This is a genomic window from Wylensekiella montiformis, assembly GCF_009697385.1.
Taxonomy (GTDB): Bacteria; Bacillota; Negativicutes; order Selenomonadales; family Selenomonadaceae; genus Selenomonas_A; species Selenomonas_A montiformis.
Map to the genome: position 1 here is coordinate 129,697 of NZ_VUNL01000007.1, position 18,186 is coordinate 147,882.

16 protein-coding genes are annotated in these 18,186 nt (G+C 49.7%); all 16 read left to right on the top strand.

Going from position 1 to position 18,186, the window contains the following annotated elements; genetic code table 11:
• The first annotated feature begins 8 nt into the window (after positions 1-8).
• The 16 genes from FYJ78_RS07640 to FYJ78_RS07715 all read left to right on the top strand — a co-directional run bounded on the left by FYJ78_RS07640 (position 9) and on the right by FYJ78_RS07715 (position 18,148).
• On the top strand, positions 9-854 hold the full coding sequence (locus FYJ78_RS07640; protein ID WP_154620854.1) for a nucleotidyl transferase AbiEii/AbiGii toxin family protein: 846 nt from the start codon (positions 9-11) through the stop codon (positions 852-854).
• 133 nt (positions 855-987) lie between these two features.
• Positions 988-2,454, top strand: a complete 1,467-nt coding sequence (locus FYJ78_RS07645) for an O-linked N-acetylglucosamine transferase, SPINDLY family protein (protein ID WP_195847919.1) — start codon at positions 988-990, stop codon at positions 2,452-2,454.
• A 15-nt stretch (positions 2,455-2,469) separates the two neighbouring features.
• Entirely contained in the window at positions 2,470-2,751 is a 282-nt protein-coding gene (locus FYJ78_RS13215) for a LicD family protein (RefSeq protein ID WP_195847920.1), read from the top strand.
• Positions 2,752-2,787: 36 nt separating this feature from the next.
• A complete protein-coding gene (locus FYJ78_RS13220; RefSeq protein WP_154620820.1) occupies positions 2,788-3,369 on the top strand; it encodes a LicD family protein in 582 nt (193 codons plus the stop codon).
• Positions 3,370-3,409: 40 nt separating this feature from the next.
• A complete protein-coding gene (locus FYJ78_RS07660; RefSeq protein ID WP_235899933.1) occupies positions 3,410-4,222 on the top strand; it encodes an NTP transferase domain-containing protein in 813 nt (270 codons plus the stop codon).
• A 15-nt stretch (positions 4,223-4,237) separates the two neighbouring features.
• Positions 4,238-5,122, top strand: coding sequence for a choline/ethanolamine kinase family protein (locus FYJ78_RS07665; protein WP_154620821.1), 885 nt, complete (start codon positions 4,238-4,240; stop codon positions 5,120-5,122).
• Positions 5,123-5,133: 11 nt separating this feature from the next.
• Positions 5,134-6,105, top strand: coding sequence for a DMT family transporter (locus FYJ78_RS07670; protein ID WP_154620822.1), 972 nt, complete (start codon positions 5,134-5,136; stop codon positions 6,103-6,105).
• Between the two features lie 52 nt (positions 6,106-6,157).
• Complete coding sequence (locus FYJ78_RS07675; protein WP_195847921.1) at positions 6,158-8,158, top strand: sulfatase-like hydrolase/transferase; 2,001 nt, start codon at positions 6,158-6,160, stop codon at positions 8,156-8,158.
• A gap of 12 nt (positions 8,159-8,170) precedes the next feature.
• Complete coding sequence (glf, locus tag FYJ78_RS07680; RefSeq protein ID WP_328597677.1) at positions 8,171-9,277, top strand: UDP-galactopyranose mutase; 1,107 nt, start codon at positions 8,171-8,173, stop codon at positions 9,275-9,277.
• Positions 9,278-9,301: 24 nt separating this feature from the next.
• Positions 9,302-10,249 (top strand): hypothetical protein, encoded by a 948-nt coding sequence (locus FYJ78_RS07685; RefSeq protein ID WP_154620824.1) that lies wholly within the window; start codon positions 9,302-9,304, stop codon positions 10,247-10,249.
• A complete protein-coding gene (locus tag FYJ78_RS07690) occupies positions 10,249-10,950 on the top strand; it encodes a glycosyltransferase family protein (RefSeq protein WP_154620825.1) in 702 nt (233 codons plus the stop codon). The genes FYJ78_RS07685 and FYJ78_RS07690 overlap by 1 nt, the downstream gene beginning before the upstream one ends.
• A gap of 192 nt (positions 10,951-11,142) precedes the next feature.
• On the top strand, positions 11,143-13,014 hold the full coding sequence (locus FYJ78_RS07695) for a dynamin family protein (RefSeq protein WP_154620826.1): 1,872 nt from the start codon (positions 11,143-11,145) through the stop codon (positions 13,012-13,014).
• The gene (locus tag FYJ78_RS07700) at positions 13,007-14,875 is read left to right on the top strand and encodes a dynamin family protein (protein ID WP_195847922.1); all 1,869 of its coding nucleotides are present in this window, start codon (positions 13,007-13,009) and stop codon (positions 14,873-14,875) included. The genes FYJ78_RS07695 and FYJ78_RS07700 overlap by 8 nt, the downstream gene beginning before the upstream one ends.
• A gap of 14 nt (positions 14,876-14,889) precedes the next feature.
• A complete protein-coding gene (locus tag FYJ78_RS07705; RefSeq protein ID WP_195847923.1) occupies positions 14,890-16,680 on the top strand; it encodes a dynamin family protein in 1,791 nt (596 codons plus the stop codon).
• Between the two features lies 1 nt (position 16,681).
• A complete protein-coding gene (locus FYJ78_RS07710) occupies positions 16,682-17,368 on the top strand; it encodes an HNH endonuclease signature motif containing protein (protein ID WP_154620829.1) in 687 nt (228 codons plus the stop codon).
• A gap of 15 nt (positions 17,369-17,383) precedes the next feature.
• The gene (locus FYJ78_RS07715) at positions 17,384-18,148 is read left to right on the top strand and encodes a hypothetical protein (RefSeq protein ID WP_154620830.1); all 765 of its coding nucleotides are present in this window, start codon (positions 17,384-17,386) and stop codon (positions 18,146-18,148) included.
• Positions 18,149-18,186 lie beyond the last annotated feature (38 nt).

Consider the following 18,186-nt stretch of genomic DNA (forward strand, 5'->3'; position numbering starts at 1 on the left):
ATGACTATATGAAGTTCTATGAGCCACAGACGGCTGATGACTATAGGAATGCGTTGAAGGAGATTGTCCAGGAGATTGCGTTATATGGATTGAGCCACAGTGATTTTTTTCAAAAAGCGGCTTTTTATGGTGGGACGTCGTTGCGGATCTTTTACGGGCTGGATCGTTTTTCTGAAGATATGGATTTTTCCCTAGCTGAGCCGAATGCGGACTTTTCGTTGGAGAAATATTTTTCCTATGTGGAGGAAGCTTTGGCAAGTCATGGCCTGGAAATGTCGGTTTCTAAAAAGATAAAGGCCAATCAAACCGACGTTCAGTCGGCATTTATCAAGGGCGAAACCATAATCCAATTGATTACGATATGGGATAAAGAGGAGCGTGGATTTCCAGGGATTGCACCACATGAGGTAATAAAAATCAAGATGGAGATTGATACGAATCCTCCTGCGGGCGCTTCGTATGATATCAAGTACGGCCTGCGCCCTGTTCCTTACATGGTTCGATTGTATGATGAACCGTCGTTGTTTGCCGGTAAATTACACGCTGTGCTTTGTCGAAATTGGCGAAACAGGGTAAAAGGGCGAGACATTTATGACTTTGTCTGGTATATTACGAATAGGACAAAGGTTAATCTGTTCCATTTACAAAAGCGCCTGGAGCAGACTGGACACTGGAATACGGAAGATACTTTGACCATTCAGGATTTGAGGAATATGTTGGCTGAGAGATTTGATTCGATCGATTATGAACAGGCAAAGCAGGATGTGAGGAGTTTTATCAAAACGGAAGAAAAATTGCAGCTTTGGGGAACAGATTTTTTTAGAGCTTTATCAAGCCAAGTAGAGGCTATATAGTTAAGGTGGTTGGGATATGGAAAATGGGCGTCAGCGGTTAATCGAGGCCTATCGGAATGCGTTCCGCTTATGGCAACAAAGGCGTTTGATTGAGGCCGAAAAGTTGCTGGATGAGTTTTGGCAGCAAAGTAGCATGAAATCTTTGCGTGGGATGCTGCTTATGGCGTATATTCTGCGCGACCGGCAGAAGTATGTGTCGGAAGTCGAGGTGCTGGAGGAGCTATTGGAGCGTTTTGCGGATTCGGGTGAGGCAAAACTTTTGGCTGATGTCTGGAGTATGTTGGGCTCGGTGTTGCGGCGGCTTGGGGAGAGTGAGCTTTCGGTAGAAGCGTTTAAAAAATCTGTGGAGCTGGAGCCGGATAAGGAACAGAAGCTGGTGGAGTGCAGCAATGCACTGTTTTCCGCCAATGCCATCGATGGCGTTACGGTGGAATATATGCAGTCGCTTTATGCGCTGTATCGGAGGCTCTTAGCGGATTTAGAGATAGAGCCATATCCAGCGGAAGATTGGCAGCATGAAAAGATACGGGTGGGGTATCTTTCGGCTGACTTGCGTGATCATGCGGTGGCACAGTTCGTGCGGCCGCTGTTTTGTCAATATGACAGGAATCGTTTTCGTGTTTATGGGTATTCACTGGTGCGGCGGCCCGACGGTGTGACGGCTGTTTTGCAGCAGGGCTGCGATGTCTGGCGCGATGTTTCGGCTTACTCCTGGGCTGAGATTGTGCGGCAGATACGCGCTGATGAAGTCGATATTCTGGTCGACTTGGCGGGGCATTCGGCAGAGAATGCTTTGCCGGTGTTTGCGTATCGGCCGGCGCCGGTACAAATTTCCGGGATTGGTTATTTCAATAGCACTGGGATGCAGGAAATGCAGGGATTTCTGTCCGATCGTTACTGTTCACCGGAGGAACACTCGCCTTATTTTACGGAAAAATTACTACGTCTGCCGCAGAGCCATTTTTGTTATCAGCCGTTTTCAGCATTCCCACCGGTGGGGCAGTTGCCGTGTCTGGTAAAGGGGTATGTGACGTTTGGTTGTTTCAATAATTTTGCGAAGGTCAATGATGGCATGCTGTTGGTATGGAAGGAAATCCTGCAGCGCGTGCCGGATTCACATTTGCTGCTGAAACATTCGCTTTTGGGGACTGAAGAGGGGCTTTCCTATACGCAGCAGCGTTTTGAGCGGCTGGGAATGCCGATGGAGCGCATCGAGTTTAGAGGATTATCGAGGGATTATCTCGAACAATATAATGATATGGACATCGCACTGGATACCAGTCCGTATCCAGGCGGTCTTACGACTTGTGAGGCCCTGTACATGGGTGTACCAGTGGTGACGCTCAAGGGCAATCGCCATGGGGCACGATTCGGTTATAGTTTCCTAGCAAACTTGGGGTTGCAGGAGCTGGTCGCTGAGGATGCGAAAGGCTATGTGGACATTGCCGTGAAGATTGCAGGCGACTCGGAATTGCTCTCATTGCTGCGGGCAAATCTTCGCCGGATGATGAAGGTGTCGCCGCTTATGGATAGTGCTGGTTATATGCAGGCGTTGGAAAATATATACGAAAAATGTTTGTTTGAGCGGTTTTATAGGTAGTATCGAGAGATGAATATGAATAAGAATATTTTTATACATGATATAGCGCATGATGAGATAAGATATGGCTTTTTGGTTACACAAGATCGTAAAAGAATATGGAACAAAAGTTTGGAGATTTGGCGTGTATTCCATGAGATCTGTCAGAAATATAGTATTCGTTATTATGCAGATTATGGGACATTGCTAGGTGCGGTGCGGCATAAAGGGTTTGTTCCCTGGGATGATGATTTGGATTTTGTTATGTTCCGGCCAGAATATGAAAGGTTTCTGCAGTGCGCTGCCAAGGAGCTGTGAGAGCCGTATTTTTTACAGACGACGTATACCGATGGATTGACGACTGCTTATGCTAAGATTCGTGATAGTCGGACAACCGCAGTTGAATATCCGGATGCTCCCTATATTAATCAAGGGATGTTTATTGATATTTTTCCACTGGATACTGTGTCGGATGGCAGCAGAGTTCAGAATGAAATCTTTTTGATGGAAAAAGAACTTTGGGCGATTATAGTCAAGGCTGATTTTGTTTGTAATGCGCGGGAAAATGGCTATCGCCCGCATATTGGTATGGAAACATTGAAACGATTGCTGACATTGCCGCGAGAGGAACAGATGCGGGTATTTGAGGCATTTTGTCAGGAGCACTATGGCAAGTCTGACCAGGTGAATTTTATTACGGATGAATTGTGTAATATGAATAATCGGGTATACCGTTCTTGGTATGACGAAATTGTATGGTTGCCTTTTGAGAAGATCATGCTGCCGGCACCCAAAGAGTATGATAAGGTATTGACAGGCCGATATGGTGAGTACCAGAAATATGTTCGTGGAGCTGCCTGCCATGCTGGTATCGAGTTTAGCGTGGATATTCCTTATCAGATTTATATGGCAAATATTGTAAGAGAGCAGGGCTGAAGATATGGAGTGAAGGGATGTTGACAGATTGGCCTTAACATTGGAAGAGTTTGTAAAATGTCGGGATGCCTATTATGCGCAGAGTGTCGCGGGTGAGGTTGATCCTAAACTTGTGATGGTATTGGAACCTTATCGGGTGCATAATGCCGTAGTTATGGCGGCAGGTATGAGTACGAGGTTTGTACCATTTTCAGCGGTAAAGCCAAAGGCTTTGGCTGAGGTTAGAGGAGAGATCCTTATTGAACGGCAGATTCGCCAACTGCAGGCGGCGGGGATAAAAGATATTTATTTGGTGGTCGGCTATAAGCGGGAACAACTTATGTATCTAGCGGAGAAATTTGGCGTGCATATTGTGGTAAACGCTGATTATGATCGTTATAACAATATGGCAACTTTGATGTGTGTACGCAGTGTTTTATCGAATAGTTATATCTGTTCCTCGGACAATTACTTTACAGAAAATCCTTTTGAACCATATGTTTATCGGCCATATTATGCTGCGGTCTATGCTGAGGGGCCTACCAATGAGTATTGTCTGTCGTATGATGAGCATGAGCGGATAACTGCCGTGAAGGTAGGTGGAAAAGACGCATGGTATATGTTGGGCCATGTTTACTTTGATGCCGAATTTAGTCGGAAATTTGTACCAATACTGCAGGCATCCTATGAGAATCCGGATGAAAGAGCTTATTTGTGGGAAGATTTATATTGCCGGCATTTGGATGAGTTGACACTCTATATACGCCGTTATTCAGCGGGGGTTATTCATGAATTTGATTCGTTGCAAGAGTTGGCTATGTTCGATCCCTGGTCATCATCATTGCGTGTAGAAGTTGATAGCAAGATGGATTAGTTCGAGGGCTGTATTATGATTGATATGACTACTGAGTTGATGTGCAGGCATATTGTGGCGACAGAAAAATGTCTGGGGCGTGAAATAGTAAGTATCCAGCCCATGAAAGAGGGGATGACGAATGATTCGTTTTTGTTGCAGACGGATTGTGGGCAATTCGTTGTTCGTCTGAATGGTAATGGGAGTGAAGTGTTGATTGACCGATATCAGGAAGCTGAGGTATATCGTGCAATCAGTCAGTCGGAAATCAGTGATCATGTTGTATGTATCAGTCCGGAGGCAGGATATAAAGTCACGCGGTATATACCCAAGGCGCATGTGTGTGATAAGAATAACTGGTATGAGGTTGGACAGGCATTACGTTTTCTGCATCGGATGCATGACATGAAGTTTGCTGTATCATATCAGTTTGATATTTGGCGTCAGATTAACTTTTATGAGTCGTTATGGAAGGAAAAATCCTGTTATGGAGATTATGAACAAGTGAAAGCCCGAGTGTTGTCATTGCGCGAAAAGCTTTTGTCGTTGCCAGTGAGGATGGGGTTGGCACATATTGATTCTGTGGCGGATAATTTTTTGTTTACGGATAACCGGATTTATCTTATTGATTGGGAATATGCCGCAATGTGTGATCAACATATTGATTTAGCAATGTTTTGTGTGTATGCAGGTTATGAAAGCAAAGAAATTGAGAAGGTCTTACAAAGTTATTTTACGGATGGTGTAGCGGATGATATCCGGCTTAAGATATACATCTATATAGCTGCTGCGGGCTTGCTTTGGAGTAATTGGTGTGAGTTTAAACGTATGTGTGGTATTCATTTTGGGACCTATGCAGAGCAGCAGTATGAGTATGCTTCGCGATATAGTGATTTGATTTTGTGTGATTTATGGTGCTGAGGTAGAGACAGATGAATAGAGCACAAAGTATCATAGGTGTGGGAGCGGGGTTGCTCAGTGGTATGCTTTGGGGGCTTAATAATACGTTTTTTTCGTTAGGCTATACAGAATTCGCATCGTTGTCGGTTGTATTATTGCTTCCGTTATGGTGTGCTGCAATAAATGATGGTTGTGCGGCTTTGTTTTTATTGGCTACACATGTATGGCGCGGGACATTGCGTGCAATTATGGTACCAGAAATTTTGGGTAGAGGAAAAGTAATTCTGTTGGCGGCGGTATTAGGTGGTCCGGTCGGGCAGCTGGCATATTATTATGGGATTACCCTATCGGGAGCTTCCTATGCGTTGGCTGTTACGGCGACATATCCTATTATTGGTTGTATCCTTTCCTGGTTGTTTTTGCGGCAGAGAATAACAGTATTTATGTGGGTGGGGATTGTTTTTTCGGTATGTGGGACGATAACATTGGGGTGGCAGGGCAATGCGGATTTGACGGATACTTTTGTGTATGGTTTTGTGGCATCGTTAGTGGCTGCATTTTGCTGGGGAAGTGAAATTGTTTTGGCAGTATATGCTATGGAGAAACTTGAACCAGATGTGGCGATTACTTTGCGTGAATGTATTTCCGGAGGGATTTTTTGTGCAGGAGTTCTGTTTTTGGGAGGTAGTAATGCGTGGGACATTGCTGCAAAACTTCCATCGGCCGGACTAGGATGGATGGGATTGGCTGGTGTAGCTGCCGCGGGATCGTATTTCTTATATTATTATGCGAACAAGACTGTAGGATGTGCTAGGGGAACAGCTACTAATTCTACGTTTATGTTGTGGGGGATTATATTTAACAGTTTATTGGGGACGACAATATCTTTTGGTGGGATGGATTATTTGGGCTGCGGTATGATTTTGCTTGGAGTTTTGTTAGTGACGATACCCTGGCAATGGCGACGGGGGCGTTTGCTGATTATAGGAGAAGGTAATGGTTGATAGTACAAGGGGAATAAGGGGTTGCGTAGATGGAAGCGATGTTTTTGCATATTTGCAGGAAAAATTCCATAGCCAGCAGTTTGACGATGAATATTTGTTGTTAGCGATAAAGTTTCGTGAGTTATATCCGGAATCAGCAGGCTTTGAGATTTTTTATGGATTTTATGCGTTGGCGCATGGCAATGTTCAGGTGGCATTTGAACAGGCACGGATTGCTTTTGGCAAGCGTCGGCTAAATGACAAGGTGTGGCAGTTGCTAGTGGCTTGTTATGAAAAGATGGGCGACAATCGTGCAATGGCGTACTTTCAAGGATTGCGGCGCAAGTTTTATCAGGTTCCGCTGACTATCGATATCCAGAATAAAGAAAGCTTGGATTTGCTGTCACTGGCGATGGGAGTAGCAAATTATGCACCGTTTGCAGCCCAGCGGGCATATATTCAAGATGGTGAGTTGAAACAAGGGGCGGCAGTGTTTGCTGGTGAATATTTACCTAGTTTGGAGTCTGACTCGTATTGGGGAGGTGTGTATGCAGAGCAAGAGAGTACAATGGGGAAGAATTGGTTGTTGGAAACACTGCAATACAATGAGGACTTTGCTCTGCGCTGCGGAGCGGATTTTGTTTTCGATATCCAGCGGGCTGAGCGGACTAAAAAAAAGGAGATTGTTTCTGGGGGCAAGCCGGGGTTGCTGGCGGTAGCGGGGACAGAAAATGCGCAGCCTGTTGATTTCCGGGTTGGCGATACGGCACTGGAAGCCAAGCTTTCAAAATGGATGTTCCAGTATTTCCGCATCGATAAGCCGACTGTAATATCTTCTAAGGCGGATATGGTGGTCGGGAGATTCATCCCGCTGGGGCATAGTCCCAAGCGTAAAAAAGTGGTATTGAATATCTTGGTGGATGCTATGAGCTGGGCGGTACAAAAGGAACGGAATTATCAAGATGTGCCGAATATCATGCGCTTTTTCAGGCGGGGTATCATATTCAATAATCACTTTTCGGTTGGAGAGTACACTTATCCGTCGTTTGCTGCGATTGAGTCCGGTCTGACTCCTCATCATTCGCAGCTGTTCAATGAGCAGGCTGCTGTGAGCTTGGACTCTCGTTATGTGACTATATCTGAGCAGATGAAACGGTTGGGGTATTATTGTGTCAATGTGATGGGCGCTGGCGATGGCATCACCAATCGCACTACCCGTGGATATGACCGATTGCTGACGACTACTTATAGCACGCCGGCTTATGAGGGCGTTGAGCGTACGATCCGCCATCTGGAGGCGTTTGGCGAATGCGATCAGTTTCTGCTCTTGCACGTCATGGATGCGCATCCGTGGCGGGTGAAGGACTTCCAAGTGCCGATCACTACGCAGACGGGGCTGCCGCTTTCAGGGCGTTTGTCTGGTTACGATGAGAGCCGGCCCAGTGTTTATATCCAAAATACGCCGCTTTATGAAAAGGCAAATATTGATGGCGTACGCAACGTCGATAGGGCGTTGGGGAATCTGTTCCGGTATTTAGAGGAACATTACGAAGAGGATGAATATATCGTTCAGCTGTATTCTGATCATGGCTGTTCGGTCTATGATGATGAGCCGTACCTGATGTCAGAGCATCATGTGGGGGCTGCTTATATGATGCGGGGCGCAGGAGTGCCTGAACGAGGCATTGTTGACGAGCTTACCAGCGCGCTCGATATATATCCGGCGTTAGGGAAGCTGGCTGGTTTTAAAGTCCCGGATTATGTTGATGGCAATCTGCCGGAAGTACTGGGCGGCACGGAGAGGGCGTATGTGATAAGCAATACCATGTATCCGGGACAGACGTTCAAGATGGCAGTGCGGACGAAAGACTACGAATGTCAGCTGGCGACAGCAGATGTACTTACGACGGATGGGACGGTCGATATGGATACCGCCACATTTGGAATCTATTGCCGGGATGATAAGGGGAAAAAGATAGATTCGCCGGAATTGCGAGCGTTTTTTTCTGCGATTATTCGGGAATACACTAAGAGCTTTGATAATCATGGGCTTAGCTGGCAGGGTCAAGGATAGGAGTAGAGGATTGTGGCAAAATACGATTATTTGATTGTAGGATCGGGGCTGTTTGGCGCGGTGTTTGCGCATGAGATGGCGAAGCGGGGCAAAACGTGTCTGGTGCTGGAGAAGCGGTCGGCGGTCGGCGGCAATATCCGCTGTGAGGAACGCGATGGCATCCATGTGCATGTATACGGTGCGCATATCTTTCATACGAATAACAAAGAGGTCTGGCGGTATGTGAATCAGTTTGCGGACTTCAATCAGTATGAGAATGCGCCGGTGGCCAATTTCCGCGGCGAGCTTTACAATCTGCCGTTCAATATGAATACGTTTCATGCGATGTGGGGCGTGACGACGCCGGCTGAAGCGGCGGGAAAGATCGCTGAGCAGAGGGCTGAGGTAAAAGGAGAGCCGAAGAATCTCGAGGAGCAGGCGATCTCGCTGGTTGGCCGCGATATTTATGAGAAATTGATTCAGGGGTATACGGAAAAGCAGTGGGGACGCAGGTGTACGGAGCTGCCGGCGTTTATCATCCGGCGGTTGCCGGTTCGTTATACGTATGATAACAATTATTTCAATGCGCTGTATCAGGGAATCCCTATCGGCGGGTATAATAAGATCATCAAGGGTCTGCTCGAAGGGATCGAGGTGAGGACCGGTGTTGATTACAACGCATCTCGTGCTGAGTATGAAGGCGTGGCCCGCAAGACAGTTTATACCGGGACGCTTGATGAATATTATGCTTATAAGCTCGGGCGGCTCGAGTATCGCGGTTTGAGATTTGAGACGGAGCGGCTGGAGCAGGAGAATTATCAGGGTGTGGCGGTCATGAATTATACGGCGGCGGAAGTTCCGTATACGCGCATCATCGAGCACAAGCACTTTGAGTTCGGCACACAGCCGGTGACCTATGTGACGCGTGAGTATCCGCAGGAGTGGAAGCCCGGCGAGGAGGCCTATTATCCGGTCAACGATGCGCGGAATCAGAAGCTTTATGGAAAGTATGCAGAGCTGGCGGCAAAAGAGGATGATCTGATTCTCGGCGGCAGGCTGGCGATGTATAAGTACTACGATATGGATCAAGTCATCGAGACGGCGCTGTCGGCTGTGAAGGGCGAACTGGCTGAATCGTGAAGATATGATAGCTGGAGGATTGTAATGGCGGAAAAGATCAAGCCGGAGCTTTTGGGATTTTTGCGGCCAAGCGGGCTGAGGATTCGGATTCTGGTGGTGGAGAGCCTTTACTATCTGCCGGAGCTTCGGCGGATGTTCCCGCGGGCGGAGATTTTGGCGGCGGCGGCGGAATCGGATGCGATGGATGGCTATGAGGGCCTTGAGGCTGCGTTTTCCTGCGTGGATTATCGTCAGGAGCGGCTGCCGTTTGAGCCGGAGTCGTTGGATTATATTCTTTCCGACCTTACGTTGGAGCAGGCGGGAAATCCACAGGATATTGCGGCGGGGTTCTCGACGTTTTTGAAGCAGACGGGTTCTTTCCTGACGAGTTTTCGCAATATTCGCCACTGGTCAGTGCTTGAGGAGCTGATGGACGGCCATTATTATCATGTGGCAGCCCGCCTTTATGCCAAGACAGAGTTTGAGAGACTGCTCTATGCGTCTTATTATAAGAATGTGACGGTACGGCCGCAGCGGCGCAGGGCGGATAGCGATATTGTAGAGAAGCTGATGGCAGCGGGGTTTGCGAATATCCATGATGATATAGATACGGAGTTTTGGCTCGTCAAGGCGGACCGGTCGATGCCGGAGATGGCGCTTTTGAAGTCGATGTATACGAAGGAGCAGCGCAAGGCGCTGGCGGAGTATCTGCATCGCATCGAGTATGATGTGGATGCGGCGCAGCAGAGCAGGGACTTTTGGGCGTTTTATGAGGAGGCCGGGCTGTTTCCGGATTATGTGGCGAGTTTTGTAAAGCAGGCAGTGTTCCATCCGTCATGGTTTTTCCGGCGTCTCCGGATGGAGTCCGGGGAGGAATGCGAGACGGCGTTGGCGATTTTGGCAAGTATGCGGGAAAACGCGTCGGATTCGGCGGAGATACGGTGGATCGATGAGAGGATCGATACGCTGCGGGCAGCGGGAGGAAACGGTTGATGGGAATCGAGGATCGGAAATTGGATGATCGCCGGGTGGCGTTTATCACTTGTGTAAATGATGAGGAGTGGTACAGCGAGTGCCGCCTCTATCTGGAACATCTGGCGCTTCCGCCGGGGATGACGGCAGAGTATATTCCAGTGCGGGGGGCTGCGTCGATGTGTGCGGGCTACAATACCGGCATGCGGCAGTCGGCGGCGAAGTATAAGGTGTACCTCCATCAGGATACGCTGGTGGTCAATAAGCATCTGGTGTCGGATCTGAAGCGCATTTTTTCCGATGCTTCGATCGGCGCGGTGGGCGTGATCGGCTGCCGCAGTCTGCCGAAGAGCGGCGTCTGGTGGGATGGCCTGAGGACGTACGGGCGGGTGCTTCATGCCTGTGAGCCCGAGAGCGTGGTGGATTCGCACTGCCGGGAGCCGGAGGGGCCGTATCAGGAGGTCGAGGCGGTCGACGGTCTGTTTATTGCGACGCAGTATGATTTGTTTTGGCGCGAGGACTTGTTTACGGGGTTTCATCTTTATGATACGTCCGCCTGCAAGGAGATGCAGCGCCGCGGCCTGCGCGTCGTTGTGCCGAATCAGGAGCAGGAGTTCTGGTGCATTCATTGTCCGAAGGAAAAGCCTTTGGCTGCAGAATATAAAGGTTATCAAAAGATATTTGTAAAAGAATATGGTCAGGAATTGCATCCGGAGGTGTGAGTTTTCACCCGGATTTTAACCGCCGTTTCTCAGACTGGCATAGTTCGCTTTTAGGCGCTGTCTGCCTGATCTGGCAAGCGGCGTTTTTGCTTGCTTCCGTTCCGTAAAGCCTTGAAAGCCTTGCGATCTGGTTCTTTTTTTTATAAAATAAGATTAAAAAATGGTGAGGGCATTTGTGGAAGGTTGTTGCTGATGAATTTAGAGGAATATACGCAGAAACGGTTACAGCTCAAAACGGCATATAAGAAGCTGGAAGAGATTGCCGGGACGCTGAATGCGGCTGAGGTGGCGCGCAGTTTACAGCAGGCGGAGCAGCTGCTGGATGAGGATAGCTTCAAGGTCGTGGTCGTAGGGGAATTTTCGCGGGGAAAGTCCACTTTTACCAATGCGCTGCTCGGGAAACGTATTCTGCCGGCAAAATCGGATCCTACCACAACCGTCATCAATCGTATCCATTATGGCGCACAGGAGCGGTATCTGGTGCATTATCGCGATATGGATGAGGTAAAGGAGATTTCGGAGAAGGAGTTCAAATCCATTACGGCGGTTGAGCTGGCCGACGCTGAGTTTGAGGGAGAAGCGGCCTATCGGCAGGTGGTCGAAAAGATTGGCCGGATTGCTTATATTGAAATTTGTCATCCGCTTCCTCTGCTGGCGGATGGTGTGGAAATTATTGATACGCCGGGAACCAATGATTTGGATCAGGTTCGCGAGGAGATCACTTTCCGTTTTATCCCACAAGCTGATGCCGCGATCATGCTGTTGTCCGCAGAGCAGATTCTGGCAAAGTCTGAGGTTATGTTTCTGAAAGAACGCATTCTGGAAAATGATATCAAGAAGGTATTCTTTGTAGTAAACTTCAAGGATCGTCTGATGGATGAAGCGGATGGGGAACGGGTGATGAAGGCGGCACGCGAGGTGCTGGATGGAATCGTGGAGGATGCCCGCCTGTTTCTGGTGTCCTCACGCGATGCCTTGAGATGGCGGCGCAAAGAGGCTGGTGAGTCATTGAAGCCAAGTCTGGTCATACCGGACAGTTTGGATGATACGGGGTTTGCGCAGTTTGAGGCGTCGCTGGCGGATTACCTCAGCCGGGAGAAGGGCAATGCAAAGCTTGCAAAGTATCAGAGCCGTTTTGAGGGGCTGGCAGAAAGCCTGCTGGATGAGAGCATTGCGCCGGCAAGGGCGCGTATCGGGGAGAGTTCTCAGCAGCTGGCCCGGGAGATTGAGCGCCTGCGCCCGGCGGTAGAGCGGGCAAAACAGAACAGCCATCGCATTTTTGAGCATTTGCAGTATGCACTGGAAATGGCGGCGGAAGATCTGACGCAGGATTATCGCCGCGGTTTGGAACAGATTTCCCGTCAGGTGGTCATGGCTGTTCATCAATATGATGGCCCGCTGCAGCCGGAAGAGGCAGCGCGTGCGATCGAGTCGGTGGCGGCGCCGCTTCAGCAGCAGCATGAACGGGAGCTTCAGGAGGAAGTGAATCGGCGCCTGAACCACGAGTTCTCGCAGACAAGGGAGAAGCTGGTGAAGATATTCCGGGTAGAGAATATTTCGACAGGGAAAGAGCTGGCGGTGAGCAGCAGAAATGAAAATCTGCCGGTTTGTTCTATGGATATTCAGGCCGTGAATACGGATGATATCCAGATGGTCGGCGGGGGGCTTCTGCTGGGCGGCGTGCTGCTGGCCATTCATGTTCCCTTTATTGCGATTCCGGCGGCGCTGTTTGGCGGAAATTTTTTTATGCGGCAGTTCAATGAATTCCGGCGCAACAGTTTTATTGCCGATGTGAGCCAACAGGTTCGCAGCCGCTATGACGGGATTATCCCTGAGCAGACCCGTGGATTCAATCAGCAGATGAAAAAGAAATTTACGAATCTGACACATACGATTGAGGAGATCATCGAGGAGCAGATGGATCGTGGGATTACCCAGCTGGAGCGCCTGCGTGATGATAAGGCTTCGGCGGAGCAGGATGAGCGGCAGGAGAGGGAGAAACTGGCGGCCTGCGAGAGACAGATTCAGGAGCTGCTGCAGGAGGTGGGACGGATTCATGCTTGAGTTTCTATTGATTGCCGTTGGTGCGGGCGGTCTGGGCTGGTGGCTGTATAAACGATGGAAAGGGAAGCAAGGACTTGAAGATTCGTCGCTTTCGGCCGCACTCGATGAACGGATTAAGGGGTATCGGGGGCCGGAGAATCTGAAAAGCATGCCGGCCTTTGAACAGATGATTCATGTGATACGGCAGCAGGCTTCGAGTCTGAATCGTTGTACGATTTTCCGGGATGCGTCGAGAAGACTGTGGCAGATTTCCGAAGAGAGCGATCAGCCGCTGATGGTATTGGTCATGGGAGAGTTCAGTACGGGGAAATCGACGTTTATCAATACGCTGCTGGGCGCGGATGTCCTGACGACCGCACAGATTCCGACTACGGCGGTGATTTCTCTGCTGAGCTATGGCGAGACGCCGGCTGTGAAGCTGCATCATCAGGATGGGAGCGTCACGGACTATGATTTTACGCGGCTGGGGGAGATCACTGCCGAGGGGGATGCGGATAAACAGGCTTTACGGGATAAGCTGGACTATGTAGAGATCCGGTATCCCAATGAGATGCTTAAGAAGATTCATATCGTTGATACGCCGGGACTCAATGCGCATCGTGAGAAACATACGGAAAAGACGGTAAATTTTCAGGATAAGGCGGATGTGGTTCTATGGATGTTCAAGGCGGACGCCAGCGGAAGAAGCACGGAGCTTTCGGCAATCAAGGCTCTGGGAAAGCGCTTAAAGCCGATTGCCATTGTGAACTGCATCGATAATGTTTTGGAAAGCGATGACTATGAGGAGGATGAAGATCCGGTGGAGGAGACCTTGACGCGCTTTCGCCGCCGTGTCGGGGACTCTGTTCAGGATGTCATAGGTATATCGAGTTTACTGGCCAGACAGGCGCTGGCATCAGGGGATGCAAAGGCACTGGAGGTCTGTGGCTGGACAGGGTTCAGGAAAAAACTGGATGATGTGCTGGTCAACCGGTCGGCAGAGCTCAAAACACGGTCTGTCAGGGAGAAGCTTGCGGAATTTATCGCGCAGATGTCGCAGGTATTCCAGCAGTATGATAAAAAGCATACAGAGAATGCGAAGTATTTCCAGAATCAGGAGTCGGCGGAGCAGGAAATCCATGATGAGATTGAAAATCTGGAAAAGATAAAGCAGCGGCTTTTGTCCGGTATGGAGGAAGCAGCTTCCTGCCGGAAAGAGTATCAACATACTTATGCTGACCGCGGCATGGAAGCCATTGATGATACGGCGAAGCTGATGGATCTGGCTGCAAAACTGGTCAGTCAGGCGAATTGTGTGGTGCCGCTGCTGGAGATTCTGCCGGATGATGAACGGTGGGGATCGTCCATTCAGGATATCCAGCTGATGCAGGACGAGCAGGAACGTATCCTGCGTGATTTTGATCGTTGGTTTTCCCATTATTACCATATATGTGACCAGGTGGATGATCTGGAAAGGGAGGAGAATCATGTCGGGGAGCTCCGCGAAGATTATGAGAACTCGGGGCTGTTTGGCGGTACCCCGATTTTTGATTTCAGCGGCCGCCGGGATCGTCTGAACAGTGCCGTGGAGGCTTATAATACCCATCTGGAGAAGTTGAAGAGAGACGTAGCTGTTCATTGGCAGAAATACAAGAGTACCTGCAAGTCGGCGATTTCCGTCAACGTGGATATCGCGGCGCTGGAAAAGAAAATTTGCCGGCTGGTGGACGATGAACTCGTCTATGAGCAGGAACGTCTGGTGCGGACGAAGAACGATTTCCATCTGGAACAGCAGCGGTATGAGGCGGAGAAAAAGGAGCTGGATCAGGGCTTGCAGGCGGTGGAAGTATTGAAGCATGCCGCGGCGTCGCTGGAAGGATAAAGAAGGGCATGGAAATGGAAGAACGTAAAGAATATCAGGAACTCAATGAGAAAATCGATGCTGTCCTGTCTTTGCCGCAGGAGGTTGTGGCAGAGGAAAGCCGGGCGGAGCTGCACAGGCTGAAGCAGGCTATACAGCAGGATGTATTTTCCATCGTCGTATTGGGAGAGTTTTCCCGGGGAAAGTCCACTTTTGTTAACGCGCTGATGGGAGAACCGCTGCTGCCGATGGATGTCCTGCCGGAAACGGCAGTGATTCAGGTCCTTCATTATGCGGAACAGCCCGGTGTGGAGATTGTATATCGTAATGGCATGGTGAAGCAGGGAGAGGCGGACTGTGAGTTTTTAAAGCGGTTCTCGGTCAGGGCACAGCAGGATACGGCTGATGACGTAGAGTATCTCCGCATTGGTTATCCGTCGTCCTTTCTGCAGCATCAGGTAGTCGTAGTGGATACGCCGGGCGTATCGGATATGGACGAGCAGCGCGCGGAGGTAACGTATGGCTTTCTGCCGCAGGCGGATATGGTGCTGTTTCTGCTGGACGCGTCTTCACCGCTGAAAAAAACGGAAAAAGAATTTTTAGAAAAGCGGGTGCTGCCTCAGGGAATCCGGAAAATCGTGTTTCTGGCCAATAAAATCGATCATCTTGATGAAGAGGAAGTCGATGAGGAGGAGTATCTGGACAAGCTCCGGATGCGTCTGAAAAAAGCATTCGGAGGTGATGAGGGGAAGCCGGGCCTGCAGGATATCGAGCTGTTTCCTTTGTCGGCATGGCAGGCATTGAAAGGCGGCGCTGCAGAGAAACGTTCGGGAATGGCGGCGCTGAGAGCTTATCTGGAGCAGGCTGCGGAAAGGCAGAGGATGACCATTAAGCTGGCCCGGTTTCAATGGCAGTATCGTCAGGTGGTTCAGCGCATCTATAATCAGGCGCTGTCTCGAAAGATGCTTCATGAGACGGACAGCCAGCAGCTGGAGGCGGCAAAGAAGCAAATTGAGGCTATGCTGGCGGACAAGGAACAAGGACAGGAACGCGTGCAGGCTTATATGGAAAAGGAGCAGAAGATCATTCTTGATATGACGAATAAATCCTTGAAGCATTTCTATCAGAGGCTGGAAGAAGATATTCTGGATATGGTAGAAAACTACCGCGGCGATGATTTCAAGGATTTTATTGAGTCACGGATCATCAAGAGAGTGCAGCGTGAGATCGATAACTGGATCGGTATGTATGGACCGCGCATTTTGCTGTTGATTCGCAAGGTGGAGCTGCAGATTTCCCGCGGGATGAGCCGTAACTTTCAGCAGGAAGTGATGGTTGAGTCCTCCCAGCTGCCCTTTAGTCTGGATGGTCGTGCTGTTCTGGATGTCCGCGCGAGAGATCTTTCCAATACGGATCTTCAGGCGGGCGCGATTGCGGCGGCTGGAGGCGTAGGGCTGACGTTGGTGGCGGGCGGCGTGCTTATGCCGTTTATCAGCTTTGCGGCGATGCCGTTTATCCGCAAGACGCTGTTCCAGAAGAGACTGGCGGCGGCCAAGGCGGAGGTCAATGCCCAGCTTTCCGGGCAGCTGATCCAGTGTATGAATCAGCTGCAGAAGGATGTTCAGGAAGAAATCCGAAAGCGGTGCACGGTTTCTGTGAAAAATATAGTCTATTCGTATGAGTCGCTGCTCGCGGATTATCGGGACAAGATTGATGCAGAAATCCGTGAAAAAACGATGAGGCAGCGTCAGTTGACCAGTTCGTTGGAAGCGGATAAACAGGTGCTGGAAACACTCGGGAAATTGCAGATACAGGGAGGCAGATGAAATGGATATGATGTATGATTCTCATATGCCGGAACATTCTACGGATACGAATGACATGATGCATACGAATGATATGATGCATATGAGGGCAGGCCACCACCTGCTGACGGATGTATCCATGCCGGATCTGACGGACGGCTTTGGCGGAAATGACGGTTTCGGCGGCTATGATTTGCCGGATGGGGCGGACAGCCTGACGGGAAACAGTGAAGATATGTTGATGTATCCGGACCCGCTGGCGCATGCTCAGGAATTTCAGCCGGATCCATTCCTTTATTCGTCTGACGGATGGAACGGGGACGCGATGAATGATACAGCCGATGCGCCGGTGGTGAGTTATATGACCGACGCCCATGGGGGGATCATGCCTGCTTTCAGTGATGTGGACGATCTGCCCGGTGTTGAACATGGCATGCTGACGGACAGCAGCCAGCTGCAGCAGATTATCGATATGGGGGAGATCGATGGGGCCCAGCATATCTCAAGTGATGATATCGTCCGCAGCGAAGAGATGAAACAGGCATTTCTCCATCAGCATGGCTATACGGAGGTGCCGGCCGGCTACGAAGTGCATCATATCGTGCCGTTGAGCGAAGGCGGCGCGGATGTTCCACAGAACATGATTCTGCTGAGCGATATGGATCATAGGGCGGTTACGGATGCACAGCATCTGTATTATGGGTGGTAAAGGGGGAACAGGTTTTTGTCTCGGGATAACCTTTTTCGGGAAATGATCGAAGAGAATACGCCGTCTGCAGACAGTCTGGGCCTGCGGCCGATACCTTCCCGTCCGCTGGATCATTCCAAAGAATATTATCAGCAGTCCCTGAAACATTTTGCGGATCGTTCGGCGAAAAACGGGCATCAGACAAAGGGATTCAGGAGATGGATTCCTTTGCTGGCCATTGTGGCCTGTCTGGGTGCGGGGATTGGCATTTATCTGAATCCGCACGGCAGGACTATGGCGGAGCAATTGCCCGTTCAGGCGTTACAGGCCGGTAAGCAACATCTGGCGGAACGGTTCTGGCAGACTGCAGAGAAAGTGCTGCCGGAGAAACTGGCCAGTAAGATAATAAAAAAGCCAGAGCTTTCACTGGGAAAAGCGGTGCTGGGGATGTCGGAAAAAGAGATGAGAGAGACTTTGGCAATCGACCGGGGTGCATTTGTGGACGGCAGTTACGTATTTCACCGCTATAAGGATGTGACGGTCGGGGTAAGGAATGGCAGGGTAGACGCCATTGCATCCGATGGGCCGTCGGTAAAGACTGCGCGCGGACTGCACGAAGGGTCGCCCTATGATGATGTGGTCAAGGCGTACGGTAAAGATTATGCGACGAAGGAACGGAAGGATCTTGTTTTGTATGAGTACCCGTTCCAGGATAAACTGGGGCGCAAAGGTTTACTGTGGTTTGCGGTCAGAAAGAAAGATAAAAAGGTCGATTATATCAGCATGCGCGTTATAAAATAAAAGCGGATGTTTTTCCGTGAACCTGAAATTCCTGTGGT